Origin of the sequence: Micromonospora sp. WMMD710 (genome assembly GCF_029626045.1) — a bacterium.
Classification (GTDB): domain Bacteria; phylum Actinomycetota; class Actinomycetes; order Mycobacteriales; family Micromonosporaceae; genus Micromonospora.
Map to the genome: position 1 here is coordinate 665,098 of NZ_JARUBD010000001.1, position 26,196 is coordinate 691,293.

At 72.5% G+C, this 26,196-nt stretch carries 21 protein-coding genes; 16 read left to right on the plus strand and 5 right to left on the minus strand.

What is annotated here, in order from left to right; genetic code table 11:
- Positions 1-3 precede the first annotated feature (3 nt).
- Together O7620_RS03200 and O7620_RS03205 are read right to left on the minus strand one after the other, a co-directional pair.
- Positions 4-1,302, minus strand: coding sequence for a DUF58 domain-containing protein (locus O7620_RS03200; protein WP_151490890.1), 1,299 nt, complete (start codon positions 1,300-1,302; stop codon positions 4-6).
- A 1-nt stretch (position 1,303) separates the two neighbouring features.
- Positions 1,304-2,356 (minus strand): MoxR family ATPase, encoded by a 1,053-nt coding sequence (locus O7620_RS03205; RefSeq protein WP_151490891.1) that lies wholly within the window; start codon positions 2,354-2,356, stop codon positions 1,304-1,306.
- 430 nt (positions 2,357-2,786) lie between these two features.
- Between O7620_RS03205 and leuS the strand changes: the two genes are divergently transcribed.
- On the plus strand, positions 2,787-5,627 hold the full coding sequence (gene leuS / locus O7620_RS03210; RefSeq protein WP_278121809.1) for a leucine--tRNA ligase: 2,841 nt from the start codon (positions 2,787-2,789) through the stop codon (positions 5,625-5,627).
- A gap of 331 nt (positions 5,628-5,958) precedes the next feature.
- On the opposite strand, the gene O7620_RS03215 is transcribed toward leuS, so the two are convergent.
- Genes O7620_RS03215 through O7620_RS03225 form a run of 3 tightly spaced genes read right to left on the minus strand, consistent with a single transcriptional unit; the run spans position 5,959 to position 8,598 of the window.
- Entirely contained in the window at positions 5,959-6,645 is a 687-nt protein-coding gene (locus O7620_RS03215) for a VTT domain-containing protein (protein ID WP_151490894.1), read from the minus strand.
- Positions 6,642-7,361, minus strand: coding sequence for a glutamine amidotransferase (locus tag O7620_RS03220; protein ID WP_151490895.1), 720 nt, complete (start codon positions 7,359-7,361; stop codon positions 6,642-6,644). The genes O7620_RS03215 and O7620_RS03220 overlap by 4 nt, the downstream gene beginning before the upstream one ends.
- On the minus strand, positions 7,351-8,598 hold the full coding sequence (locus tag O7620_RS03225; RefSeq protein ID WP_278126839.1) for a MurT ligase domain-containing protein: 1,248 nt from the start codon (positions 8,596-8,598) through the stop codon (positions 7,351-7,353). The genes O7620_RS03220 and O7620_RS03225 overlap by 11 nt, the downstream gene beginning before the upstream one ends.
- A 355-nt stretch (positions 8,599-8,953) precedes the next feature.
- On the opposite strand from O7620_RS03225, the gene mraZ reads away from it, so the two are divergent.
- The 15 genes from mraZ (at position 8,954) to O7620_RS03300 (ending at position 26,193) form a co-directional block, all read left to right on the plus strand.
- The gene (gene mraZ, locus O7620_RS03230) at positions 8,954-9,385 is read left to right on the plus strand and encodes a division/cell wall cluster transcriptional repressor MraZ (protein WP_151490896.1); all 432 of its coding nucleotides are present in this window, start codon (positions 8,954-8,956) and stop codon (positions 9,383-9,385) included.
- A 206-nt stretch (positions 9,386-9,591) separates the two neighbouring features.
- Positions 9,592-10,632 carry a 16S rRNA (cytosine(1402)-N(4))-methyltransferase RsmH gene (gene rsmH, locus O7620_RS03235; RefSeq protein ID WP_278126841.1) on the plus strand — a complete coding sequence of 347 codons (1,041 nt, stop codon included), beginning with the start codon at positions 9,592-9,594 and terminating at the stop codon, positions 10,630-10,632.
- Positions 10,633-10,690: 58 nt separating this feature from the next.
- A complete protein-coding gene (locus tag O7620_RS03240; RefSeq protein ID WP_278121810.1) occupies positions 10,691-11,299 on the plus strand; it encodes a hypothetical protein in 609 nt (202 codons plus the stop codon).
- A gap of 3 nt (positions 11,300-11,302) precedes the next feature.
- The gene (locus O7620_RS03245; RefSeq protein ID WP_278121811.1) at positions 11,303-13,513 is read left to right on the plus strand and encodes a penicillin-binding protein 2; all 2,211 of its coding nucleotides are present in this window, start codon (positions 11,303-11,305) and stop codon (positions 13,511-13,513) included.
- Positions 13,514-13,565: 52 nt separating this feature from the next.
- Entirely contained in the window at positions 13,566-15,128 is a 1,563-nt protein-coding gene (locus O7620_RS03250) for a UDP-N-acetylmuramoyl-L-alanyl-D-glutamate--2,6-diaminopimelate ligase (RefSeq protein WP_151490899.1), read from the plus strand.
- On the plus strand, positions 15,125-16,522 hold the full coding sequence (murF, locus tag O7620_RS03255) for a UDP-N-acetylmuramoyl-tripeptide--D-alanyl-D-alanine ligase (protein ID WP_278121812.1): 1,398 nt from the start codon (positions 15,125-15,127) through the stop codon (positions 16,520-16,522). The genes O7620_RS03250 and murF overlap by 4 nt, the downstream gene beginning before the upstream one ends.
- Positions 16,519-17,643 carry a phospho-N-acetylmuramoyl-pentapeptide-transferase gene (gene mraY / locus O7620_RS03260; protein WP_151490901.1) on the plus strand — a complete coding sequence of 375 codons (1,125 nt, stop codon included), beginning with the start codon at positions 16,519-16,521 and terminating at the stop codon, positions 17,641-17,643. The genes murF and mraY overlap by 4 nt, the downstream gene beginning before the upstream one ends.
- A gap of 358 nt (positions 17,644-18,001) precedes the next feature.
- Positions 18,002-19,441: a putative peptidoglycan glycosyltransferase FtsW gene (locus tag O7620_RS03265; RefSeq protein WP_151490905.1), complete on the plus strand. Its 1,440-nt coding sequence runs from the start codon at positions 18,002-18,004 to the stop codon at positions 19,439-19,441.
- On the plus strand, positions 19,441-20,547 hold the full coding sequence (gene murG / locus O7620_RS03270; RefSeq protein WP_278121813.1) for an undecaprenyldiphospho-muramoylpentapeptide beta-N-acetylglucosaminyltransferase: 1,107 nt from the start codon (positions 19,441-19,443) through the stop codon (positions 20,545-20,547). The genes O7620_RS03265 and murG overlap by 1 nt, the downstream gene beginning before the upstream one ends.
- On the plus strand, positions 20,544-22,109 hold the full coding sequence (gene murC, locus O7620_RS03275; protein WP_278121814.1) for a UDP-N-acetylmuramate--L-alanine ligase: 1,566 nt from the start codon (positions 20,544-20,546) through the stop codon (positions 22,107-22,109). The genes murG and murC overlap by 4 nt, the downstream gene beginning before the upstream one ends.
- The gene (locus tag O7620_RS03280; RefSeq protein WP_278121815.1) at positions 22,106-22,927 is read left to right on the plus strand and encodes an FtsQ-type POTRA domain-containing protein; all 822 of its coding nucleotides are present in this window, start codon (positions 22,106-22,108) and stop codon (positions 22,925-22,927) included. The genes murC and O7620_RS03280 overlap by 4 nt, the downstream gene beginning before the upstream one ends.
- Positions 22,928-23,104: 177 nt before the next feature.
- Positions 23,105-24,217 (plus strand): cell division protein FtsZ, encoded by a 1,113-nt coding sequence (ftsZ, locus tag O7620_RS03285; protein WP_151492253.1) that lies wholly within the window; start codon positions 23,105-23,107, stop codon positions 24,215-24,217.
- Between the two features lie 9 nt (positions 24,218-24,226).
- Positions 24,227-24,970, plus strand: coding sequence for a YggS family pyridoxal phosphate-dependent enzyme (locus O7620_RS03290; protein WP_278121816.1), 744 nt, complete (start codon positions 24,227-24,229; stop codon positions 24,968-24,970).
- 191 nt (positions 24,971-25,161) lie between these two features.
- The gene (gene sepF / locus O7620_RS03295; RefSeq protein WP_151492255.1) at positions 25,162-25,857 is read left to right on the plus strand and encodes a cell division protein SepF; all 696 of its coding nucleotides are present in this window, start codon (positions 25,162-25,164) and stop codon (positions 25,855-25,857) included.
- A 30-nt stretch (positions 25,858-25,887) separates the two neighbouring features.
- Entirely contained in the window at positions 25,888-26,193 is a 306-nt protein-coding gene (locus O7620_RS03300; protein WP_030334503.1) for a YggT family protein, read from the plus strand.
- Positions 26,194-26,196: the final 3 nt, after the last annotated feature.

The following is a 26,196-nucleotide window of genomic DNA, read 5'->3' on the forward strand; positions in this document are numbered from 1 at the left end:
CGTTCATCGCACGCCGCCGGCGACCGTCTCGGCCAGCGCGGCGCGCAGGGCGAAGCCCTGGGAGCCCCGGCCCGCCTGCGGCCACAGCGCCGGCAGCCGGCTGCCGTGGTCGGCGCCGACCACCCGCCAGCCGCTCTGCAACAGGGTGAGTGCGGCGGCGCCGTGCGCGCGCTCGGCCTCGGCCCGCGCCTTCTCCGGCAGGCTGAGCCAGGTGGAGCTGTCCAACAGGAAGCCGACGCAGGTCGCGCCGTTGCCCCGCAGCCCGGCCAGCAGCTCGGCCTCGGCCACGCTCACCGCGCCGAACAACGCGATGATCAGACCGCCGTCGGCGCGCTGCCGGACCCGCTGCACCAGCCCGGTCACCTCGGCGCGCTGGTCCAGGCGGACCTCGGCGAGATGGTCGAGCAGCGCGCCGTCGCCGCCGGCCTCCGAGGCGTCCACGTCCACCCCCGAGCCGGTTACCAGGCGCAGCTTGTAGCCGGCCTGCCGCAGGTGCACGGCGATGCTGGCGGCGGCGGACACGGCCCACTCGAAACTCGCCGTCGGCCCGTCACCGCGGTGGCCGTACGCGCGGGTGTCCAGGACGACCGTGGCGCGGCTCTCCCACGGCTGCTCCTCGCGGCGCACCATCAGCTCACCGGTGCGGGCGGTGGACTTCCAGTGCACCCGGCGCAGGTCGTCGCCGCGCCGGTACTCCCGGGTCGCCGCGTCGTCCTCGCCGTGCACCGCCACCGACCGGGCCCGACTGTCGCCGCTGCCCGCGTACTCCCCGGGGAGCCGGACCGACGGCAGGGGCGTGACCTGCGGGATGACCGTCAGGTGGTCGGTGCTGGGGAAGGCGCGGGTGAGTTCGCAGAGACCGAACGGGTCGGTCATCCGCACCACCAGCGGACCCACGTCGTAGCGACCCCGCACGTCGGCCCGCACCGTGTACGCCACGGAGCTCGCCTGGTGTGCGCCGAGGCGCTCCAGCACCACCCGGGGCCGGCTGCCCAGCGCGTAGGGCAGCCGGTCCTCCAGGAGCAGGGTGCCGGTCGGCAGGCGGGACAGGTTCTGCAGGCGCAGCACCACCCGCGAGTTGGCCCCGACCGGAACCCGGTGCGGATCCAGCGACCGGTTGCAGGCCAGCTTGTAGCGGCTGCGCCCCACGTAGGCGGCAGCCAGCAGCGGCAGGACGGCCAGCAGCACGGCAACCCGCAGCAGGTCCTTCTCACCGAGGATGCCGGCGGAGATCGCCGCCGCGACGGCGGCGGCCAGGAACGAGCGCCCGCGGGTGGTCAGCCCGCGCAGCCCGGCACGCACGTCACGGCCTCCGCGGCTCGTAGGGGGCGCGACCGTTGCCGGTGGCGGGACGGGTGTCGTACGGGTTGCGCTGCCGGTCGTGGGGCAGCGGCAGTCGGTGCACCAGCTCGGAGACGATCGCGTCGGTGGTGCGCCGGGCGAGCTGCGCGTCGGCCGTCGGGATGATCCGGTGCGCCAGCACGGGCACCGCCAGGGCCTGCAGGTCGTCGGGGAGGACGTAGTCACGCCCCTCCAGGGCGGCGACCGCCCGGGCGGTGCGCAGCAGTTGCAGGGTGGCCCGGGGGGAGGCGCCCAGCCGCAGGTCGGGGGCCTCGCGGGTGGCGGTGACCAGGTCGACGGCGTACTGCTTGACGGCGTCGGCGACGTGCACCTGCCGGACGGTGGCGATCAGCTGCCGGACGATGTCCGCGTCGGAGACCGGGCGCAGCTCGTGCAGCGGGTCGGTGGCGCCGTGCCCGTCGAGCATGGCCAGCTCGGCGCCGGAGTCCGGGTAGCCCATCGCGATCCGGGCGGTGAACCGGTCGCGCTGCGCCTCGGGCAGCGGGTAGGTCCCCTCCATCTCGATCGGGTTCTGGGTGGCGATGACCATGAACGGGGTCTGCAGCTGGTAGGTCACGCCGTCGACGGTGACCTGGTGCTCCTCCATGCACTCCAGCAACGCCGACTGGGTCTTCGGCGAGGCCCGGTTGATCTCGTCGCCGACGACCAGGTTGGCGAAGACGGCACCCGGGCGGAACTCGAAGTCGTGCGTCTCCTGGTTGTAGACGCTGACGCCGGTGACGTCGCTGGGCAGCAGGTCGGGGGTGAACTGGATCCGCCGCACCGTGCAGTCGATGGACCGCGCGAGGGCCTTGGCCAGCTTGGTCTTGCCGACACCCGGGACGTCTTCGATCAGGAGGTGACCCTCGGCGAGCAGGACGGCCAGGGCGAGCCGCACGGTGGCTGTCTTACCCTCGATGACCTGCTCGATGTTGGCCACGATGGCCTCGCTGGCGGCGCGGAACTCGTCGTGCGGCAACAGGCCGCCCACCTCGTCCCAGGTCTGTTGTGTCACGGGCCTCCTCCTCGTCGCCATCACGGCAGCTCTGTGAGAGAGCACCTGGACCCGCCGTTGGGTTCGCGACGCCGAGCCTCGTTTGCCGCAGGAATCTCACTGGCCTCTCAGGCTAACCATGTTTGTCGTTATCGCCGACCCCCGCAGGTAGTCCGTCGGTTACGCACCGATATTCGCCATGTTGGGGGACGGGGTACGGCCGGCACCCGGGTGCCGTCGCCCGTCCGCTGCGCGGGGTACACTGCGGGACATGGCCGGAGTCTTCCTGCTTCTTACCGGGCCGTGCTGATGCGCTGAACGCGTGACAGCACGGCGGCCCCTCCTGCGCGAGGGGCTTTTTTGTGCCCTCCGCCGGCCCGTCCGGCGGTGCCGAGACGACCGGCCCGGCCCGGTGACGCCGAGATGAAGCGAAGCGAAGCGAGGAGAGACGATGAGTGAGGCAGCCGCACCGGCGGGCGACATTCCCCCGTTCCGGTACACCGCGGCCCTGGCCGACGAGATCGAGAATCGTTGGCAGGACACCTGGGCGCGCGAGGGCACCTTCCACGCACCGAACCCGACCGGCCCGCTGGCCGATCCGACGCACCCCCGCGCCGGCGCGGAGAAGCTGTACGTGCTGGACATGTTCCCGTACCCGTCGGGCGCCGGCCTGCACGTGGGCCACCCGCTGGGCTACATCGGCACCGACTGCTACGCCCGCTACCAGCGGATGGCCGGGCGCAACGTGCTGCACGCGATGGGCTTCGACGCGTTCGGCCTGCCCGCCGAGCAGTACGCGGTGCAGACCGGCACCCACCCGCGGACCACCACGGTCGCGAACATCGAGCGGTACAAGACGCAGCTGCGTCGGCTGGGGCTGGCGCACGACGAGCGTCGCTCGGTGGCGACCATCGACACCGACTTCTACCGCTGGACCCAGTGGATCTTCCTGCAGATCTTCAACTCCTGGTACGACCGCGACGCCGGCCGGGCCCGCCCCATCGCCGAGCTGATCGCCGAGTTCGAGGGCGGCAACCGGCCCACCCCCGATGGCCGCGCCTGGGCCGAGCTGAGCGCCGCCGAGCGCCGCGGGGTCGTCGACGACCACCGGCTGGCGTACGTCTCGCAGGCCCCGGTCAACTGGTGCCCCGGTCTGGGCACCGTGCTGGCCAACGAGGAGGTCACCGCCGACGGCCGCTCCGAGCGGGGCAACTTCCCGGTCTTCAAGCGCAACCTGAAGCAGTGGATGATGCGGATCACCGCGTACGGCGACCGCCTGCTGGACGACCTGGACAGCCTGGACTGGCCTGAGCCGATCAAGCACATGCAGCGCAACTGGATCGGACGATCCCAGGGCGCGCACATCGACTTCCCGACCGCGCTGGAGCCGGTCCGGGTGTTCACCACTCGCCCGGACACCGTCTTCGGGGCCACCTACATGGTGCTGGCGCCCGAGCACGAGCTGGTCGACGCGCTGGTGCCGGCGGCCTGGCCGGACGGCACGCGGGACGCCTGGACCGGCGGGCACGCCAGCCCCCGGGCGGCCGTCGAGGCGTACCGCAAGGCGGCGGCGGCCAAGACCGACGTCGAGCGGCAGTCCGACAGCAAGGAGAAGACCGGCGTCTTCATCGGCGCGTACGCCACCAACCCGGTCACCGGCGGGCAGATCCCGATCTTCATCGCCGACTACGTGCTGGCCGGCTACGGCACCGGCGCGATCATGGCGGTGCCGGCGCAGGATGAGCGGGACTGGGCGTTCGCCGAGGTGTTCGAGCTGCCCATCGTGCGCACCGTGCAGCCGTCGGAGGGCTTCGACGGCACGGCGTACACCGGGGACGGCCCGGCGATCAACAGCGCCGCGCCCGAGCGCGGCCTGGACCTGAACGGCCTGGGGGTCGCCGACGCCAAGGCGGCGATCATCTCCTGGCTGGAGGCGAACGGGCACGGCACCGGCGCGGTGACCTACCGGCTGCGTGACTGGCTGTTCTCCCGGCAGCGGTACTGGGGTGAGCCGTTTCCGATCGTCTACGACTCCACCGGCGCGGCCATCGCCCTGCCGGAGGAGATGCTGCCGGTCGAGCTGCCGGAGGTCGACGACTTCTCCCCGAAGACGTTCGACCCGAACGACGCGGACTCCAACCCGGAGACCCCGCTGTCGCGGCGGCGCGACTGGGTCGAGGTGGAACTAAACCTGGGCGACGGGCCGAAGCGCTACACCCGCGAGACCAACGTGATGCCGCAGTGGGCCGGTTCCTGCTGGTACGAGCTGCGTTACCTGGACCCGACCAACAGCGGACGGTTCGTCGACGCGGAGAACGAGCGGTACTGGATGGGTCCGCGCGGCGAGGGTGACTGCGGGGGCACCGACCTGTACGTCGGCGGCGCCGAGCACGCCGTGCTGCACCTGCTGTACGCGCGGTTCTGGCACAAGGTGCTGTACGACCTGGGGCACGTGTCGTCGTTCGAGCCGTTCCGCAAGCTGTTCAACCAGGGCATGATCCAGGCGTACGCGTACACCGACTCGCGCGGCAGCTACGTGCAGGCCGAGGAGGTCGTCGAGCGCGACGGCGCCTACTACCTGGGCGACCTGGCGGTCAACCGCGAGTACGGCAAGATGGGCAAGTCGCTGAAGAACGTGGTGACGCCCGACGACATGTGCGCCGCGTACGGCGCCGACACCTTCCGGGTGTACGAGATGTCGATGGGTCCGCTGGAGGTGTCCCGCCCCTGGGAGACCCGGGCGGTCGTCGGGTCGTACCGGTTCCTGCAGCGGGTCTGGCGGGCCGTCGTCGACGAGCAGACCGGCGCGCTGCGGGTCACCGAGGACCCGGCCGACGAGGCGACCCGCCGGCTGCTGCACAAGGTCATCGACGGGGTCCGTGGCGACATGGACGGCATCCGGTTCAACACCGCCATCGCCAAGCTGATCGAGCTGACCAACGGGTTGACCCGGCTGTCGGCGACGCCCCGCGAGGTGGCCGAGCCGCTGGTGCTGATGGTGGCGCCGTTCGCCCCGCACGTGGCCGAGGAGCTGTGGCGCAAGCTGGGTCACGACACCTCGCTGACGTACGCGGACTTCCCGACCGCCGACCCGGCGCTGCTGGTGGCCGACACGGTGACCTACCCGGTGCAGGTCAACGGCAAGGTCCGTGGCCGCGTCGAGGTTCCCGCCGACTCGTCCGAGGAGACCGTCCGCGCGGCGGCCCTGGACGCGGTGGCCGCCGCCCTGGCCGGCAAGGAGCCCCGCAAGGTCATCGTGGTGAAGGGCCGCCTGGTCTCGGTGGTCGCGTAACTCCTGTCCCGGTCCCCGTCCCCCTGGCCCGTCGATCATGGAGTTGTGGTGCCCGGTTCACCCCGATCTGCGGGGTTTGTCCCCCACCACAACTCCATGATCGACGCGGCAGGGCGGGAGGTCTGGTCGAGCATCACGTCCACCACGGTCGTCGACACCCAGGTGGCGGGGCGCGAGGTCCGCGCCCACCTCGGCCAGGTGACGCAGCAGCGCGCCGACGAAGTCCAGGTTGGCCGGCGGGGTACGTCGTACCGTGTCACCGACCCGGACCACGTCGGCGACGAAGCCGCCGGTGAGCGGCTCCTGGGCGGGACGGGTCGGTTCGGCCAGGTCACACCGGCATGGTGCGGCGACGCCGCCGCTCGGCGCGCCACCAGCGGTGGACCAGCACCACGCTGGCGATCAGGCCGAGGCTGGCGGGGGCGGCCGCGTACCAGTTGACGTGGCCCGGGGAGCTGACGGCCGCGCCGATCGCGGCGTAGCCGAACGCGGTCGGCGCGGAGGCGATGACGCTGCCGGCCAGGAACGGCAGGATGCGCGCACCGGTCGTGCCGTAGCCGTAGCTGACCAGCCCGAAGCCGGCGATCGGCAGCAACCGGACGGTGACCACGCCGAGCACGCTCTGCCGGGCGAACCAGCCGTCGAGGCGGGCCAACCGGCCGCGCACCCGCTCGGCGACGAACTCCCGGCCGAGCAGCCGGCCGACCGTGAACCCGATCGCCGCCGCCACCAACGCGGCACCCAGGGCGTACGCGGCGCCCTCCAGGGGGCCGAAGATCGCGCCGGCGGCGAGGGTGATGAAGGTCCGCGGGACCAGCGCCACCAGCAGCAGCGCCCCGCCGAGGATCGCCGCCACCGGGGCGAGGTCGCCCACCTGGTCGGCCAGCATCGGCAGCTGTGCCGGGTCCGGTCGGGGCACCAGGAGCAGCAGCAGCCCGCAGCAGCCGATCAGCAGGACGAGCAGGGCGAACCGGGCGGCCGACGGTTGCCGGAGCAGCCGCCGGACGGCGCGGATCATGCCCGGGCGGCGGCCACTGCGGCGCGGCGCTCGGTGCGGAGCCGGTCGGACCAGGTGTCGTCCAGCGGCGGGAGCTGGTGCGCCCCGGTGGCCCAGCGCAGCAGCAGGTCGGCCAGGGCGGGGTTGCGGGCCAGCGCGGGACCGTGCGAATACGTGCCGAGCAGCTTGCCGCGCCAGGCGCCCTCGGTGGCGCCGTCGTTGCCGATCCCGGCGGTGACCCGGGCCAGCGGGGAGACCTCCGGGCCGAGGTGGGTACGGCCACCGTGGTTCTCGAAGCCGGTCAGCGCGGGCAGGCCCAGCCGCGGGTCGATCTCACCGGCCAGCTCGCCGACGGCCCGGCTCTCGCCCCGGTCGGATCGCAGGTCGAGCAACTCCAGGCCGCGGCACTGCACACCCTTGGCGAAGAAGGAGGTGCCAAGCAGCTGGTAACCGGCGCAGACGCCGAACACCACCGAACCCTGGGCCACCGCCCGGTGCAGCCCGCCGTCGGCGATGAGCCGCTGCGCGCCGAGCGCCTGCGGGCCGTCCTCGCCGCCGCCGACCAGGTAGATGTCGGCCGTCGCGGGCAGCTGCTGGTCGGAGCGGACCTCCAGCACCTCGACCGGCATGCCGCGCTGGCGCGCCCGACGGGCGAGGATCAGCGCGTTGCCCCGGTCGCCGTAGGTGGAGAGCAGGTCGGGGTAGATCCAGACGATGCGCAGGCTCTCAGTTGACACGGTCCAACTCCGCTCGGATGTCCTGGAACGCGGTGTAGTTCGCGATGACCTCCAGCCGCCCGGGCGGGACCGACCGGATCGCGTCGTCGAAGGTGCGGACGTGCTGGAACGGTACGTCGTTGACGTCCAGCCGGACCGCCAGGTCGTACGCCCGGTCGCCGGTGATCAGCACCTGCCGTCCGCGCAGCGGCGCGAAGTCGACGTCGAAGAGCCAGGAGGTGTCCAGCCCGTCGGGGTCGCGCGCGTTGATGGAGAGCAGGGTCGGCGCCTCGTCGGCCATGTCGAACGCCTCCAGCCAGCTGGCCGGGTTCTTGGCCAGCAGCAGCCGGATGTTGCGCCCGTCCTTGTCGACCTGCGCGTAGCGGCCCGCCACCGAGGTGACGATGCCGAGGCGGGACACGGCGTCGACCGGACGGACGCCGAACTCGGCGGCCACGGCCAGCGCGGTCGCCGCGTTGCCGAGGTTGACCTTGCCGGGGAGCTGGAGGGAGACCTTGTGCCAGGCGCCGGTGGGGTCGAGCACGCCCTCGTCCTCGACGACCCACTGCGGTTCCGGTCGGCGCAGCGGGCAGCCGGTGCACCACCACTGCTCGCCGGAGCGCTGGATGGTGGAGCCGCACTCGGGGCAGACCCAGGAGTCGTCGTGCCAGCGTTGGCCCGCGCTGAACCAGGTCACGTGCGGCGGGTTGATGCCCCGGGCCGGGTCGGCCGGCGGGGTGGCCGCCCAGACCACCATCGGGTCGTCGGCGTTGGCCACCACCCGCACGTCGGTGTGCCGGACCAGCGCCGCACGCCAGAGCTGCGCCATCATGGCGACCTCCTTGGCGCGGTCGAGCTGGTCGCGGGAGAGGTTCAGCAGGGCGACCACGTGCGGTTCGGTCGCCTCCAGCACCTGGGCGAGGTAGTGCTCGTCGACCTCCAGCGCCGCGTACGGGGTGCTGCCGGCCTTGGCCAGCGCCGAGGTGTGCCCGGTGGGCATGTTGGCGCCGAACGAGTTGGTGGCGACCCGGCCGAGCACGCCGACCGCGGCGGCGGTCAGGCGTGTGGTGGTGGTCTTGCCGTTGGTGCCGGAGACGAGCGCGATCGCGCGCCCGGCCGACAGGTGGGCCAGCAGGTCCGGGTCGATCTTCAGCCCGATCCACCCGCCGATCACCGAACCGTCGCCACGGCCGGCCGCCCGGGAGAGCGCCGCGGCGGTCCGTGACACGGAGCTGGCCACCTTGGCCCGTAGGGGCATTTTCGCGTCCGTCACGCGAGCGAGGTTACCGGACCGCCCGCCTCACCAGATCGCCGCCGACGGTGAACCGTTCGGCCGTGGCAGGTGCGCGGGTGGCCGGGTCGGCGTCCGCCGGACGGAGTCGATCTATGTCGGAAAGCGGACCACGCCGGAGGGGCGTCGCGGCCCTCCACTGCGCTCCACCCCGTGTGACGTGCGGTTTTGCCCCCGGACTGGGCACGCCACGCGGGCGAATCTGGTTGCAGGTGGAGGGAAGTGGAGTAGAGTGGGGATCAATGGTGAGGCCGGGAGGGCTCACCGGCCCGGGGGGTCAGCGGCGCCGCGAACGCCGCTCAGGGGCGAGGGGGTAGGGCCGATGTTTCTCGGCACCCACACTCCACGCCTGGACGAAAAGGGCCGGTTGATCCTTCCGGCCAAGTTCCGGGATGAGCTGGCGGGGGGGGTCGTGGTCACCAAAGGGCAGGAGCGCTGCCTCTACGTCTTCCCGACGCCCGAGTTCCAGCGGATCGCGGAGCAGTTGCGCGCGCAGCCGATGACGCACAAGGCGGCCCGGGCCTACAGCCGGGTCTTCTTCGCCAGCGCGCACGACGAGGTTCCGGACAAGCAGGGTCGGGTGACGATCCCGGCCCACCTGCGGGAGTATGCCGCGCTGGACCGCGACCTCGTGGTGATCGGCGCGAGCACGCGGGTGGAGATCTGGGACAAGGTCGCCTGGGAGACCTACCTCGCCGAGAGCGAAGACGACTTCGCCGACATCGAGGAGGGGGTGCTGCCCGGCGGTCTGTAGGGCGGAAACGGCGCCCGACGTACTGCGAGATCTCCAGCCGCTTTCGAGTTCCTGGCATCCCTTCCCCGGTGCCAGGCGCACGATCCAGTCATCGGGCGGAACCCGGTGCCGGGCGGGAGCGGATGGGGATCTGGCGGTACGACGGCAGCGCCGTCGCCACGGCAGGCGCACGACAAGAACGGACGTTTCAACCAGTGGGGGTCGACATGGGGGAGTTGCGCGGCACGCACGTGCCGGTGCTGCTCGAGCGGTGTCTCGAGCTGCTGGCCCCCGCGCTGGGTCGAGGCGGCCGGACGGTGCACGTCGACGCCACGCTCGGCCTGGCCGGGCACGCGGAGGCGGTGCTCGAGGCGCACCCGGAGACGGTCCTCATCGGGCTCGACCGGGACACCGAGGCCCTCGCCCACGCACGGGTCCGGCTGGCCCGGTTCGCCGATCGGGTGCACCTGGAGCACGCCGTCTACGACGAGCTGCCCGAGGTGCTGGTGCGGTTGGGCTATCCGGGTATCGACGGGATCCTGTTCGACCTCGGGGTGTCGTCGCTGCAACTGGACGCGCCCGACCGCGGGTTCGCCTACGCCCAGGACGCGCCACTGGACATGCGGATGGACCAGACCCGGGGGGTGACCGCCGAGGAGGTGGTCAACACGTACGCGCATCCGGACCTGGCCCGGGTGCTGCGGGTCTACGGCGAGGAGAAGTTCGCCGGCCGGATCGCCTCGGCGATCATCCGGGAGCGGGAACGCGCCCGGATCACCTCGTCCGCGCGGCTGGCGGAGCTGGTCCGGGATTCCATTCCGGCACCAGCCCGACGAACGGGCGGGCACCCGGCAAAGAGAACGTTTCAGGCTTTACGGATCGAGGTAAACAGAGAGCTGGCAGCGCTGGAGACGGCGCTGCCGTCCGCGCTCGACGCACTGACCGTGGGCGGTCGCATGGTGGTCCTGTCCTACCACTCGTTGGAGGACCGGCTCACCAAGGCGGCGCTCGCGGACCGGGTCCGCAGTAAGGGCCCGGTCGACCTCCCGGTTGAGCTCCCCGGGTCCGGTCCGACGTTCCGGCTGCTCAGCCGGGGCGCCGAACTTCCCGGGGAGGCGGAGGTCGCCGCGAACCCGCGCGCTGCCTCGGTGCGGCTGCGGGCAGCGGAACGACTCGACCCGAACGCGACAGAACAGGGGCGGACCGACCGCGAACGGTCTCGCCGACGGGTGAAGGGAATGCACCAACCGGGCACGGGGTCCGCCTGATCCGTGGGGGGTCAGGGGCGCCGTGACCGTAGAGGGACGGACGTTGAGGGGGAGGGACATGAACATTGACAAGCGCGACCGCCGGGACGTCACCGGCGGCGGGCAGCGCGCACCGCGGTCGGGGGGCCGGACCGCGGCGGAGCGGGCTCCGCGCGTGGGGAACGGTACGCCACGCATCGATCGAGTGAATCGGCAGGGGGAGGCTCGCGCCCGGGGGGCGCGCGAGTTCCCCACCCAGGGCACCGCCGCGCTGCGTCCGGCCGAGAAGGCCGGCGTCGCGGCGAGCGCCCGTCCGCCCCGGCTGCGGGTGGCGCCGCCGCCGCCCGTGTCGGTGCCGCGTGCGCCGTTCGCGGCGCTGATCGTGGTGCTGGTGGTCGGTGGGGTGCTGGGCATCCTGGCGGTCAACACCAAGATCAACGAGAACGCCTTCCGGTTGGAGAAGCTGCAGCAGCAGCAGGCCCGACTGGACCTGGAGAAGCAGCAGCTCGACAAGCAGATCGCCGAGGCCGAGGCGCCGGGGAACCTGACCGCCCAGGCGCGTCGCCTGGGTCTGGTGGACTCCGGTGAGCCGGGGTACGTCCGGCTGCCCGACGGCAAGCTGCCCCTCGGGGTGCCGAAGCCGGCGACCGGCGAGCCGTCGGTGACCAGCCAGGGCGCGGGAGGCTGACCGGTGCCACCACGGTCGGACGAACCGCGCCGGAACCCCACCGGGTCCCGGCGCGGTTCTTCGCGTGACACCGGCCCCGTCGACGGGGAGTCGCGCAACGACGAGCCGGGTATCGGCGGCATTTCCGGCGCCCGGGCGTACACCCCTCGGGGCCGGACCGTCCGGGAGGAGCGCGCCGCGCCGACCCGCGGCGGGGGCGCCGAGCAGCGGCGTACTCCCCGCAGCACCCGCTCCAACGACCCGTTCCGGCCGGCGTTGCAGGTGCTCGACGGTGGCCGGGCCGCCACCGCGCAGGCCGGGCGGCGCGCCGCGCCGGCGGCCGGACGCGGCGGGGTCGTGCGGACCGTCGCGCCACGCAACCCCCGGGGTTCGGCCGGCGACGAGCCGCCACCGCGTCGCCGGACCACCCCTCGCGCGCCGCGCCGCGCCGACCGGCCGGCGGCCCGCCGGCCGGCGCGCAAGCCGCGGCGTCCGCCGAAGCTCGCCGATCCGCGGCTGCGGCTGCGGCTGGGCACCGCGCTGACCCTGGCGCTGTTCGCCGTCATCGGCGTGCGGCTCGTCTTTCTGCAGGCCGTGGACACCCCGGCGTACGCCGGCGGCGGCGTCGTGGACCGGACCCGCACGGTCGAGCTTCCCGCGCCGCGCGGCGCGATCTACGACCGGACGGGCGCCGAGCTGGCACGCAGTGTCGAGGCTCGGTACGTCTCCGCCGACCCGACCGAGGTCAAGGACGTGCCCGGCACGGCGAGGGTGCTCTCCCCACTGCTCGGCATCCCGGCGTCGAAGCTCGCCGAGCTGATGAAGCCCCGCAAACTGGAGGGTGGCGTCTCGTCCCGGTTCGCGTACCTGGCCCGGGGGGTGGAGATCTCGACCGCCAAGCGGGTGCAGGCGCTGGAACTGCCTGGCATCTGGGTGCACCGGGATGAGCGTCGGGACGTGCCCGGCGGCGACCTGGCGGCCAACCTGATCGGTTTCACCAGCCAGGACATGGACGGGCTGGAGGGGCTGGAGGCCCGCTACGACGACCTGCTGGCCGGGCAGGACGGCCGGCGGGTGTACGAGGCCGGCCTCGGCGACCTGGCCGCGCCGATCCCGGGCGGCTACAGCAAGACCACCCCGGCCAAGCCGGGCAGCTCGTTGTGCCTCACCATCGACCGCGACCTGCAGTTCAAGACGCAGCAGATCCTCAGCGCGGCGATGGCGCAGCAGCGGGGCGCCACCGCCGCCGCGGTGATCATCGACGTCCCCACCGGCGAGGTGCTGGCCCAGGCCAGCGACCCCACCTACAACGCGGCCAAGCCGGTCCCGAGCGACCCGGTCGCCCGGGAGGACGCCGCGACGAGCTTCGTGGTCGACCCCGGCTCGGTGCACAAGGCGATCACCTACGGCGCGGCGTTGCAGGAGGGGGTGATCACTCCTGACACCACGCTGCCCATCGCGAACAGCATCAAGAAGGGTGACACCTGGTTCTCCGACACCCACCCGTCCAACGGTCGGCGGATGAGCGTGCCGGGGATGCTCGCGTACTCGTCGAACGTCGGCACCATCACGATCGCCGACCGGCTCGGCCGGGACCGGTTGATCGACTACCAGAAGCGGTTCGGGCTGGGCCAGCCCACCGGTGAGGGGCTGCCTGGCGAGGCCAGCGGCCGGCTGCTGCCGGCCGACGAGTGGAGCGGATCGTCGTACGGGTCGGTGCCGATCGGGCACAGCGTCGACGCCACGCCGCTGCAGATGGCCGCCGCGTACGCCGCCATCGCCAACGACGGCACCTACGTGCAGCCGCACCTGGTGAAGGAGACGATCGGCCCGGACGGCAAGCGCACGCCCGCGCCCGCGCCGGTGACCCGGTCGGTGCTCAGCCCGCAGAACGCGGCGGCGCTGCGTACCATGCTGGAGGCGGTCACCACTGTCGAGCACGCTACCGGTCTGACCGGCGCGGTGCCGGGCTACCGGGTCGCCGGCAAGACCGGCACCGGCTGGCGGTTGGTGGACGGCAAGAAGCAGCCCGGCGAGGTGAAGTCCTTCATCGGCATGGCGCCGGCGGAGAAGCCGCGATACGTGATCGCGGTCTTCGTCTACGCGCCCGGCGGAGGAGGCGCGGCGATCACCGGACCGGCGTTCCGCGAGATGATGCAGTTCACCCTGCGTCACTACCGCGTGCCGCCCTCCACCGGTGGTTCGGCACCCAAGTTCGTGGTCTATCCGCGCTGACCAGCGACGGCGGGACATCATCGGTGAGTGCCGACGAACCACCGGGGCGGCTGTGCGGCCGGAACCGGACGACCGGGTAGGGTCTGACGCCGTGCCCGGCAATCCACGTCCACGTACCGTGACCGGAGTCCGGCTCGGTGATCTCGCCGTCCGGCTCGCCGTCGATCTTCCGGGGGACGCCGCCGACGTGGTCGTCAGCGGGGCGACCCACGCCAGCCAGGAGGTCCGCCCCGGCGACCTGTACGCGGCGCTGCCCGGCGCCCGCCGGCACGGCGCGGAGTTCGCCGCCGGTGCCGCCGAGGCCGGCGCGGTCGCGCTGCTGACCGACGCCGCGGGCGCGGAGCTGGCGGCGGGGACCGGCCTGCCCGCTCTGGTGGTGCCCGACCCGCGCGCGGTGCTCGGTGAGCTGGCCTCGGCCGTGTACGGCGACCCGACCGCCGGCCTGACGGTGATCGGTGTGACCGGCACGGCCGGCAAGACGTCCACCGCCTACCTGGTCGAGTCGGGGCTGCGGGCCGCCGGTCACACCACCGGGTTGATCGGGACGGTGGAGACCCGCCTCGGCGACCTGGTGATCGACAGTGTCCGGACCACGCCGGAGGCCACCGACCTGCACGCCATGCTCGCCACCGCCCGCGAGCGCGGGGTGACCGCCGTGGTCATGGAGGTCTCCAGCCACGCCCTGGCCATGGGCCGGGTGGGCGGTGTCCGGTTCGCCGTCGGCGGCTACACCAACTTCGGCTCCGACCACCTGGACTTCCACGCCGACAGCGCCGACTACTTCGCGGCGAAGGCCCAGCTCTTCGACGGCCGGTGCGCCGTCGAGGTGCTCAACCACGACGACCCGGCGCTGCGGCCGCTGTACAAGCCGGCGACGGTCACCTACTCGGCGGCCGGTGACCCGAGTGCGACGTGGTGGGCCGACGGTGTCGGCGGCGAGGGGTACGCGCAGCGGTTCACCGCGCACGGCCCGGACGGCGTGGCGGTGTCCGCCGGGGTGGCGTTGCCGGGCCGGCACAACGTGGCCAACGCGCTGCTGGCCATCGCCACGCTGGTCGCCGCCGGGATGGATCCGGTGACCGCGGCCGACGGCGTGGCCGCCTGCGGCGGGGTGCCCGGCCGGTTGCAGCTGGTCGACGCCGCCGGGCCGGTGCGCGGGGTGGTCGATTACGCGCACAAGTCGGACGCGATCGTGGCGGCGCTGGCCGCCCTGCGGGAGCTGAGCGCCGGCCGGCTGATCTGTGTGATCGGCGCCGGTGGGGACCGGGACCGGGGCAAACGGCCGGTGATGGGCGCCGCTGCGGCGCAGGGGGCCGACGTGGTGCTGGTGACCGACGACAACCCGCGTACCGAGGACCCGGCGGAGATCCGCGCCGAGGTGCTCGCGGGGGCGTACCGGGCCGGCGCGGCCGCCCGGATCATCGAGGTGGCCGGTCGCCGGGCGGCGATCGACGAGGCGGTCCGGTTGGCCGAGCCCGGCGACGTGGTCGCGCTGCTCGGCAAGGGTCACGAGCGTGGCCAGGAGGTGGCGGGCGAGGTGTTCCCGTTCGACGACAGCACGGAGCTGGCCGACGCGCTGCGGGCCCGCTTCGGGGATCTGGCGGGTCAGCGATGATCGCGCTCAGCCTGGCCGAGGTGGCCGCGGCGGTCGACGGGCGGCTCGTCGCCGCCGATTCGGCGGCCACCGTCACGGGCACCGTGGAGTTCGACTCGCGCAAGGTCGGGCCCGGGTCGCTCTTCGTGGCCTTCCCCGGTGAGAAGGTCGACGGGCACGACTACGCGGCGACGGCGATCGAGGCCGGCGCGGTGGCGGTGCTCGGCAGTCGCGAGGTGCCCGGGGTGCCGATGGTGCTGGTCGACGACGCGTTGACCGCGATGGGCCGGCTGGCCCGCGCGGCCGTGGACCGGCTGCCCGAGCTGACCGTGATCGGCGTGACCGGCTCGTCCGGCAAGACCACCACCAAGGATCTGATCGGTCAGCTCACCGCGCGGCTCGGCGCGACGGTGGCACCGCCCGGTTCGTTCAACAACGAGCTGGGGCACCCGTACACGGCGCTGCGGGCCGGACCGGACACCCGCTACCTGGTGATGGAGAAGGGTGCGCGCGGGATCGGCCACGTGCGCTACCTGTGCGAGCTGGTGCCGCCCCGGATCTCCGTGGTGCTCAACGTCGGCACGTCGCACATCGGCGAGTTCGGCTCGCAGGAGGCCATCGCCCAGGCCAAGGGCGAGCTGGTCGAGGCGCTGCCACCGGACGGGCTGGCCGTGCTGAACGCCGACGACCCGCGGGTGGACGCGATGGCGAGCCGTACGCGGGCCCGGGTGGTCCGCTACGGCGAGGCGGCGGACGCCGACGTGCGGGCCGAGGACGTGACGCTCGACGAGCGGGGGTGCGCGTCGTACACCCTGGTCATGCCGGAGGGGCGGGCGCCGGTGCGGCTCGGGGTGACCGGCCGGCACCAGGTCGGCAACACCCTCGCGGCGGCGGCGGTGGCGCGCGAGCTGGGCATGCCGCTGGCCGAGCTGGCCACGGCCCTCGGCGAGCTGCAGCTGGTCTCCACCCGGCGGATGGACGTCTTCGACCGCCCGGACGGGGTGACCGTGATCGACGACTCGTACAACGCGAACCCGGCGTCGACGGCGGTGGCGCTACGGGCGCTGGCCAGCATCGGGCAGGGCCGGCGTACCGTCGCGGTGCTGGGTTACATGGCCGAGCTGGGCCCGTACGAGCACGACGGCCACGCTCAGACCGGCCGGCTCGCGGCCGAGCTGGGGGTGGACCGGCTGCTCGTGGTGGGCGAGCCGGCGGCGCCGATCCATGAGGGCGCCATATCAGTAGGTGACTGGGGAGGAGAGTCGGTGCTGCTCACCGATCAGGCGGCTGCCGTCGAGGTGCTGCGGGGCGAACTACGACCGGGTGATGTCGTCCTGGTCAAGGGCTCCCGCTACCGAACCTGGGAGGTGGCCGACGCCCTGCGCGCCGACACCGGTCAGGAGCCCACCCGATGAGGGCGGTCATCGTCGCCGTCGGGGTGGCCTTCCTGGTCTCGTTGTTCGGCACCCCGCTCGCGATCAAGGTGTTCACCCGGCTCAAGGCCGGTCAGCCGATCCGCTCCGAGGGCCCCGCGATGCACCAGGGCAAGAAGGGCACGCCCACGATGGGCGGCGTGGTCTTCATCCTGGCCACGGTGATCGCGTACGTGGCCGGACACCTGGCGTTGACCACTCTGCCGGACCTGCAGATCGCCCAGGTCGAGCCGACCATCACCGCGCTGGTGCTGCTGGGGCTCATGGTCTTCTCCGGCGCGGTGGGTTTCCTCGACGATTTCCTCAAGGTGCGCAAGCGCAACAGCGCCGGTCTGAACAAGCGGGGCAAGCTGATCGGTCAGATCCTGGTCGGCGCGGTCTTCGGCGTGGTGGCGCTGTACTTCCCGAGCACGATGACCGACGCGACGGGCGCGAAGACCAACACCGAGACGGTGGGCAGCAGCACGCTGAGCTTCATCCGGGACATCGACGCCCTGGAGGTCAGCAAGATCGGTGCGGTGATCATCTTCATCTTCGTGGTGATGGCCGCGACGAACGGCGTGAACCTCACCGACGGTCTGGACGGGCTGGCCACCGGCGCGTCGGTGATGGTGCTCGCCGCGTACGCGCTGATCGCGTTCTGGCAGTACCGGCACTGGTGCGCGGACCCGAGCTACACGCAGCCGTACTGCTACGAGGTGCGCGACCCGTTGGAGATCGCGCTGATAGCCGGGGCCGCGGCCGGGGCCTGTGTGGGTTTCCTCTGGTGGAACACCTCGCCGGCGCGGATCTTCATGGGTGACACGGGGGCGCTGGGTCTGGGCGGCCTGATCGCCGGCATGGCGATGTCTACCCGAACCATCCTGCTGCTGCCGATCATCGGCGGGCTCTTCGTGATCGTCACGATGTCCTTGGTGATCCAGATCATCTCGTTCCGGACCACCGGGAAACGGGTGTTCCGGATGTCGCCGCTGCACCACCACTTCGAGCTGGCCGGCTGGAGCGAGGTCAACATCGTGGTCCGCTTCTGGATCATCGCCGGCATCGGCGTGGCCATCGCGTTGGGCCTGTTCTACAGCGAGTTCCTCGCCAACATGACCTGACCCGCCCGTTAGCCTGCCCGGTCGCCCGGTCGGCCGGTCGCCCGGTCGGCCGGTCGGCCGGTCGGCCGACCGGCCGGTCGGCCGGTCCGGGTGGTCGAGCGCAAAGGGTCCGAGGTGCCCTACCCGAGGCGGCGAAGCCCGACACGCCCGGTGCATCGTTGTGGGCCACTCGGGCGTGCCGAGCGGTGATGATGTCCGGGTGGGGGAGGAACCAGGCACCGAGGACAGGACATCCGGTCGGCCGCGACGGTCACCGGGCACGACTCGCGCCGCGGAGGCCGCGGGGCCACCGGGCGACGCGCGGGGCCCGGAGCCGGGCGCGGCACCGCGCGCGCCGGAGGGCGCCGCGCCCGCACCGCTGCGCGGGCTGGACGCGAGCGGCGGGTTGGTCGCGCTGCGCGGCCTGCTGGACCGGCCGCTGGCCTCCTACTACCTGCTGCTGTCCAGCGCCGGCCTGCTGCTGCTGATCGGGCTGACCATGGTCTTCTCGGCGACCAGCGTGAAGGACTACGCCGAGGACGGCAACGCGTCGGCCTCGCTGACCAAGCAGGCCATCTTCGCGGTGATCGGCATCGGGGCGTTCTGGGCCTGCCAGCGACTGCCCGCCAGCACCTACCGGTCGCTGGGCCGGCCGCTGCTGTTCACGTCGGTGGCGCTGCTGCTGCTGCTCAACCTCCTGGTCGCCTACGGCCGGCTCACCCGTCAGCGGACGGTCGTCTTCGGGCCGGTGGAGGCGCGGCTGAACTGGCTGTTCGTCGGCGGGATCCAGGTGCAGCCCTCCGAGCTGGCCAAGTTCGCGCTGGTGCTGTGGGGCTCGCACGTCATCGCCCGCAAGGGCGCCGCGCTGGGCTGGTGGCGGGAGCTGGCCACGCCGCTCTTTCCGGTCGTGGGCCTGCTCTTCGTCCTGGTCGGCTACAACGACACGGGCACGATGCTCTGCCTGCTGGCCCTGGTGGTCGGCCTGCTCTGGGCCGCCGGGGTGCGGATGCGGGTCTTCGGTGCCCTGGCGGCGGCCGGGCTGGCCGGTATCGGGCTGCTCGTCGCGGTGGCGTCGCTGGGCGCCGGCTCCGGCGAGCGCGGCGAGGAGAACTACCGCTTCGCCCGGCTGGCCATGTTCTTCGACCCACCCGACCCCGAGACGTGCAAACTCGACGGCTGTCTCCAGTTCTACCAGGGTCGGCTGGCCATCGAGCACGGCGGCTGGTTCGGCGTCGGGCTGGGCAAGGGCAGCCTCAAGTGGGACTGGCTGCCCGAGGCGCACAACGACTTCATCTTCGCGATCATCTCGGAGGAGCTGGGCGTGATCGGCTGCGCCGTGGTGCTCGCCCTCTTCGCGGTCCTCGCGTACACCGGGCTGCGGATCGCCCGGCGGGTCGACGACCCGTTCCGGCGCCTCGCCGCCGCCGCGGTCACCACCTGGCTGGTCAGCCAGGCGGTGATCAACATCGGTGGGGTGGTCGGCCTGCTGCCGATCACCGGCCTGCCGCTGCCGTTCATCTCCGACGGCGGAAGTGCCCTGGTCGTGACGCTGGCCGCGATCGGCATGCTGGCATCCTTCGCTCGCGCCGAACCCGATGCGGCCAGAGCACTGCATGCCCGTCCGCCGGCCCGGTGGGTCCGACTACTCTGGGCCCCGTTGCCGCCGCTTCCCGGCCGGCGTCGCCGACCGGCGTCGTCGACCGCCGGCCGAGGGTCCGTGCCCCGGTCCCGTGAGCGGCGCCAGGACGACCAGGCCGCACCACGCGGCGTCCGGCAGGGCCGGGCTCCCGGAGGTACGGCGAGCGAGAGGAGACGCTGATGGGTCCGCTGCGTTCGGTGGTGCTCGCGGGAGGTGGCACCGGGGGGCACATCTACCCGCTGCTCGCCTTCGCCGACTGCCTGCGCCGACACGACCCCGGCGTCCGGATCACCTGCCTCGGTACACCGAAGGGCATGGAGAACGAGCTGATCCCGCCGCACGGCTACGACCTGCGGCAGATCCCGGCGTACCAGCTGCCCCGGTCGGTGAACATGAACCTGGTCCGTACCCCGGGCCGGATGTGGACCGCGGCCCGCGCGGCGGGCAAGGTGATCGACGAGGTACGCGCCGACGCGGTGGTCGGCTTCGGCGGGTACGTCTCGGTGCCGGCCTACCTGGCCGCGTGGCGTCGGGAACTGCCCATGGTGATCCACGAGGTGAACGTGCCGCCGGGCGTCGCCAACCGCCTCGGCATGAAGTTCACCAAGAACATCGCGGTCGGCTTCCCGCACCAGCCGAGCCAGGCCGAGTCGCTGCGCGACGCCACCGTGGTCGGTGTGCCGCTGCGCCGCAGCATCGCCAGCCTCGACCGGTACGCGCTGCGCAACGCCGCCCGCGCGCACTTCGGGCTGCGCCCCGACCTGCCGGTGCTCTTCGTCGCCGGTGGCTCGTCCGGCGCCCGCTCGATCAACCTGGCGGTGTCCGGCGCGGCGAAGGAACTGGCCCGCAACGGCGTGCAGGTGCTGCACGTGATGGGCGCCCGCAACGAACCGGTGCCGATCCCCACCGACCTGCCGGTGCCGTACGTGACGCTGCCCTACCTGTCCGAGATGGAGCTGGGCTACGCGGCCGCCGACCTGATGCTGGCCCGGGGCGGGGCGATGACCGTCGCCGAGGTGGCCGCGATCGGCCTGCCCACCATCTACGTGCCGTACCCGCACAGCAACCAGGAGCAGAGGCGCAACGCGCTGCCCGTGGTGGAGGCCGGCGGCGGGGTGCTCGTCGACGACGCGGAACTCACACCGGACTGGCTGGAGCGCACCGTCATCCCGCTGATCCGCGACCCGCAGCGGCTGTACGCGATGGGCGCGTCGGCGGCGGCGTACGGGCGGCGTGACGGTGACGAGGCGCTGCGGTCCTTCGTTCTCGAGGCGGTGGCCCGATGACCGCGCAGTTCACCCCGGCCGGCACGCTCACCGCCGAGGATCTGGGCACCATCCACCTGATCGGGGTGGGCGGGGTGGGCATGAGCGGCCTGGCCCGGCTCTTCCTGACCCGCGGCATCCCGACCTCCGGCAGCGAGCTGCGCGACTGGCCGTCGCTGGCCGGCCTGCGGGCCCTGGGCGGGACGATCCACATGAGCCACGAGGCGACCAACCTCGACGGTGTGGACACGGTCGTCTACTCCTCGGCCATTCCGCAGGACCACCTGGAGCTGGTCGAGGCCCGGCGGCGCGGTCTGCGGGTGCTGCACCGCTCGGAGGCCCTCGCCGCGGCGATGACCGGCCGCCGGGCCGTGGCGGTCGCCGGCACCCACGGCAAGACCACCACCACCTCGATGGTGACCATGGTGCTCCAGCAGGCCGGTGTGGACCCGTCGTTCGTGATCGGCGGGGAGATCTCCGAGGTCGGCTCGGGCGCCCACCACGGCACCGGCGAGTACTTCGTGGTCGAGGCGGACGAGAGCGACCGCTCGTTCCTCATCTACCGCCCGTTCGTCTCGATCATCACGAACGTCGAGGCGGACCACCTGAACACCTACGGCGACTACGCGACGCTGGAGGCGGCGTTCGTCGAGTTCGCCCGGCTCACCGACCCGGACGGGTTCATCATCACCTGCGCCGACGACGCGGGTGGTCGCCGGCTGGCCGACACGCTGCGCGCCGAGGGCCGGCGGGTGTACACGTACGGCGAGGCGGCCGACGCCGACCTGCGGCTGAGCGAGATCTCCTCCTCGGCGCGCGGGGTGCGCTACCTGGCCACGATCGACGGCCGGTCGCTGGGCGAGTTCCGGCTGCCGGTGCCGGGGCGGCACATGGGGCTGAACAGCGCCTCCGCGGTGCTGGCCACGTACCTGCTGGATCTGCCGCTGGAGGCGGCGGAGGCCGCGCTGGCGGTGTTCCCCGGCGTGCGGCGGCGTTTCGAGCGCAAGGGTGTCGCGGACGGCGTGCTGGTCTACGACGAGTACGCGTACCACCCGACCTCGATGACGCTGGCGTTGCAGACGCTGCGCGAGGTGGCCGGGGACGGGCGGCTGATCGTCGTCTTCCAGCCGTACCGGCTGTACCGGACCCGCGACTCGCAGGCGGAGATCGCCGAGGCGCTGGCCATCGCCGACGAGGTGGTGCTGCTGGAGGTCTTCGGGCCGGGTGAGCTGCGTCAGCCCGGGGAGGGTTCGGCTGCGTTGATCGAGGCGGTGGCGCTGCCCGCCGAGCGGAAGGTCTTCGTGGACTCGTGGGAGGCCGCGCCGGTCGAGGTGGTCCGTCGGGCCCGACCGGGTGACGTGGTGGTGACCATGGGCGCCCCGCCGATCTCGCTGATGGGCGACGAGCTGCTGGCCGGCCTGGAGGCGCGTACCGGCGGCTCCTCGCCGACCGCGACGGTCGATCCGGTGGCGACCACCCCGCCCGTCGGTGAGCCGGTGCCCGGTGGTGCCACGACCGGCGGCGACGGTGCGGCGCTCGGTGGCGCCGCCGCACCGGACGGCGCGGCGCCCACGGCCGGATGAGCCCCGGCCCGGCCCGGGGGCGGACCAGCGCCGCCGGCGACGGCGGCGCGCCCCGCCGCGGACCGGTGCGGCGGTGGCAGCTGGTCCGTGCGGGCAGTGACGCGGTGCCACCGTCGACCCGCCGGTTCATGGCGCGTGCCCGGCAGCGCCGGATGCGCGCGGCGCTGCCGTGGGCGGTGGCCGCCGGGGTGTTGGCGCTGGTCGGGCTGGTCGCGTGGACGGTGCTCGGCACCGGGCTGTTCGGTGTCCGCGAGGTGCGGGTGGAGGGTGCCACCCTGGTCACCCCGGTGCAGGTGCGCGACGCGGTCGGGGTGGCCGACGGGGTGCCACTGGCCCGGGTGGACCTGGCCGTGGCCGCCCGCCGGGTGGGCGAGCTGGCACCGGTGGAGCGGGCGACGGTCTCCCGGGACTGGCCGGGCGCCTTGGTGGTGCGGGTGACCGAGCGGACCCCGGTGGCGGTGGTGCCGCAGGGGGAGGCGTTCACGCTTGTCGACCGGAGCGGGGTGGCCTTCCAGACGGTGGCCCGCCGACCCGGCGGGCTGCCGCTGGTGAAGGTGGCGCGGCCGTCCGCCGGTGACCCGGACACCCGTGCCGCGTTGGAGGTGCTTGTCGCGTTGACCCCGCAGCTGCGCGCCGAGCTGGTGGACGTGACCGTCGAGGGACTGGCCCGGATCAGCCTGCGGCTGCGCGGGGACCGGACGGTGGTCTGGGGTGACGCGACCCGGGGTACGGACAAGGCCCGGGTGGCCACGGCACTGCTCGGCGAGAAGACCGACCGGATCGACGTGAGCGCACCGGACGTGGTGACCTTCCGCTGACCCGGGAGCGTGCTGCGGACGTGACGAGTCGCGCTCGCTCGGCGACACGCCGGTCGGGTCCTTGGCTCATCGCGCGGCGGCGCTTACGTTGCCCCGAAGAGGATCAGTGGTTGACATAACTGTGAGCCTCTAGTAGAGGGTGAGGGTTTACCCCAATCTCGAAGGAAAGGACCGGAGATGACACCTCCGCACAACTACCTGGCGGTCATCAAGGTCGTCGGCATCGGGGGTGGCGGCGTCAACGCCGTCAACCGGATGATCGAGGTTGGGCTCAAGGGCGTCGAGTTCATCGCGATCAACACCGATGCCCAGGCGCTGTTGATGAGTGACGCCGACGTCAAGCTCGACGTCGGCCGTGAGCTGACCCGTGGTCTGGGCGCGGGTGCCAACCCGGACGTCGGCAAGAACGCCGCCGAGGACCACCGCGACGAGATCGAGGAGGTGCTCAAGGGCGCCGACATGGTCTTCGTGACCTGCGGTGAGGGTGGCGGCACCGGCACCGGCGGCGCGCCCGTGGTGGCGAACATCGCCCGGAAGCTCGGCGCGCTGACCATCGGCGTGGTGACCCGGCCGTTCTCCTTCGAGGGCAAGCGCCGCCAGGTGCAGGCCGAGTCGGGGATAGACGAACTGCGCAACCAGTGCGACACCCTGATCGTCATCCCGAACGACCGGCTGCTGGCGCTGGGCGACCGCAACATCAGCATGATGGACGCGTTCCGTACCGCCGACCAGGTGCTGCTCTCCGGTGTGCAGGGCATCACCGACCTGATCACGACCCCGGGTCTGATCAACCTGGACTTCGCCGACGTCAAGAGCGTGATGAGTGGCGCCGGCAGCGCGTTGATGGGCATCGGCAGCGCCCGGGGCGAGAACCGTGCGGTCGAGGCGGCCGAGGCGGCCATCTCCAGCCCGCTGCTGGAGCAGAGCATGGACGGCGCGCGCGGCGTGCTGCTCTCCATCGCCGGTGGCTCCGACCTGGGCCTGTTCGAGATCAACGACGCGGCGCAGCTGGTCACCGACGCAGCCCACCCGGACGCCAACATCATCTTCGGTGCGGTGATCGACGACGCGCTCGGTGACGAGGTGCGCGTGACGGTCATCGCGGCGGGCTTCGACGGCGGCACCCCGGCGTACAAGGCGGCCGAGCCGGCGCGTAAGACCAACACCAACCAGCCGTCGCCGCAGAGCACCCCGGTGCCGACGCCGGTCACGCCGGCGCCGGCCCAGTCGCCGCGTCGGGTGCTCTTCGACGACGTGGACGTGCCTGACTTCCTCAAGAACGGGTCCTGAGCTCCGCCGATGACCGACAGCTCAGCCACGGTACGACCGGATCGGCGCGCCGAACTCGCGGCCGGCCTGGCCCAGGTCCGGACGCGGATCGCCGACGCCTGCGCCGACGCCGGCCGGGACGTCGCCGGTGTCACGATGATCGCGGTGACCAAGACCTACCCGGCCAGCGACGTGCTGGCGCTGGCCGGGCTCGGGGTGACCGACGTGGGGGAGAACCGCGACCAGGAGGCTGCCGGCAAGGCCGCCGAGGTGGCCGCCGCCGGGGTCGGCCCACGGTGGCACTTCATCGGCCAGTTGCAGCGCAACAAGGCCCGCTCGGTGGTCCGCTACGCCGACGTGGTGCACTCCGTGGACAGCGTCCGGTTGGCCCGTGCGCTCGCCAGCGCGGCCGTGGACCGGGAGCGCCCGCTGGAGGCCCTGGTGCAGGTGAGCATCGACGGCGACCCGGCGCGGGGTGGCGCGGTGCCCGGTTCGGCCGATCCCGGCAACGGGCTGGAGCCGGTCGCCGAGGCGGTGGCCGACGCGCCGTCGTTGCGGCTGGCCGGTCTGATGGCGGTGGCGCCGTTGGGGTGGCCGCCGGAGCGGGCCTTCGCCCGGCTGGCCGAGGTGGCCGAGACGTTCCGGACACTCCATCCGGGAGCGAGCGCCCTGTCCGCCGGAATGAGCGGCGACCTGGAAATCGCGATCCGATACGGCGCGACACATGTCCGCGTCGGAAGCGCGTTGCTCGGAATGCGCTCCACGCTGCGGTAGCCTGACCGCGAGACAAGCAAATTACATCAGTGTTGTTTCAGGAACGGCGTCTCCTGTTCGGGGGGTCGTGGCACGCGACGCGAATCGCGTGCCAGGGGATTGCCGTTCCGGTCCGATGGGCATGGTTGTCCACTCGCGACGGGCGACATGGCACGGGGGCGCGTGCCGCACGGCGGACGGAAGGGCGCGGGATGGGTGCACTGCGCAAGGCGGGGGTCTGGCTCGGTCTGGTCGAAGAAGACGACGAGCGGGCCTACGACGACGGTGGCTACGACAAGGGTGGCTACCGTGACTCGCGGTACCGGCAGAGCCGGTACGCCGAGGAGTTCGCCGACGAGGACGACGACGACACCGAGGAGCCGCCGGCTCCCCGGCCGCGGGTCAGTGAGCGGGGTCGGCTCTCCGAGCGGGCGAACGGCCGGGTCAGCGAGTCCGATCGCGGTGACGGTGAGCGTCCGGAGCGGGTCGAGCGGTCCAGCGTGCGGTCGATCACCCGCTCGTCGGCGGGCGAGACCTCCGGCGCGCTGACCTACCACACCCGGGACAATCTGGCCCTCGCGCCGCAGGCCACGACGCGTGAGCGGGTGGTGGCTCCGGAGGAGGAGCAGCGGTACCAGATCACCACGCTGCACCCGACGACCTACCGCGAGGCGCGCACCATCGGTGAGCACTTTCGCGACGGCGTCCCGGTGATCATCAACCTCACCGAGATGGACGAGGCCGATGCCCGCCGTCTGGTGGACTTCGCCGCCGGGCTGGCGTTCGGGCTGCGCGGTACGATCGAGCGCGTGACCAATCGGGTGTTCCTGCTCTCACCGGCCAATGTCCAGGTCACCGCGGAGGACAAGGCCAAGATCGCTGAGGGCGGTTTTTTCAGTCTGAGTTGATCCCGCCCGACCCGAGGGACGTCGCTGACCGTGTTGTCGATCTTGCTGCAAGTGTTGTACCTGATCCTTTATGTCTTCCTGCTGCTTCTTCTGTCCCGGTTCGTGTTGAGCGCCGTCCTGCAGTACGGCCGCCGGTGGCAGCCGGGGCGCGGAGCATCGGCAGGATTGGAATCCGTGTGGAGCGTCACTGATCCCCCTCTCAACGCGTTGAGGCGTGTGATCCCTCCGCTGCGAATTGGTACCGTGAGCATCGACCTGGCCTCCCTTGTGCTCCTGGTTATCCTGTTCGTGCTGATGGAGTTCGTGTTAGGGCCGTCGATCAGGGCATCTGCCTGATGA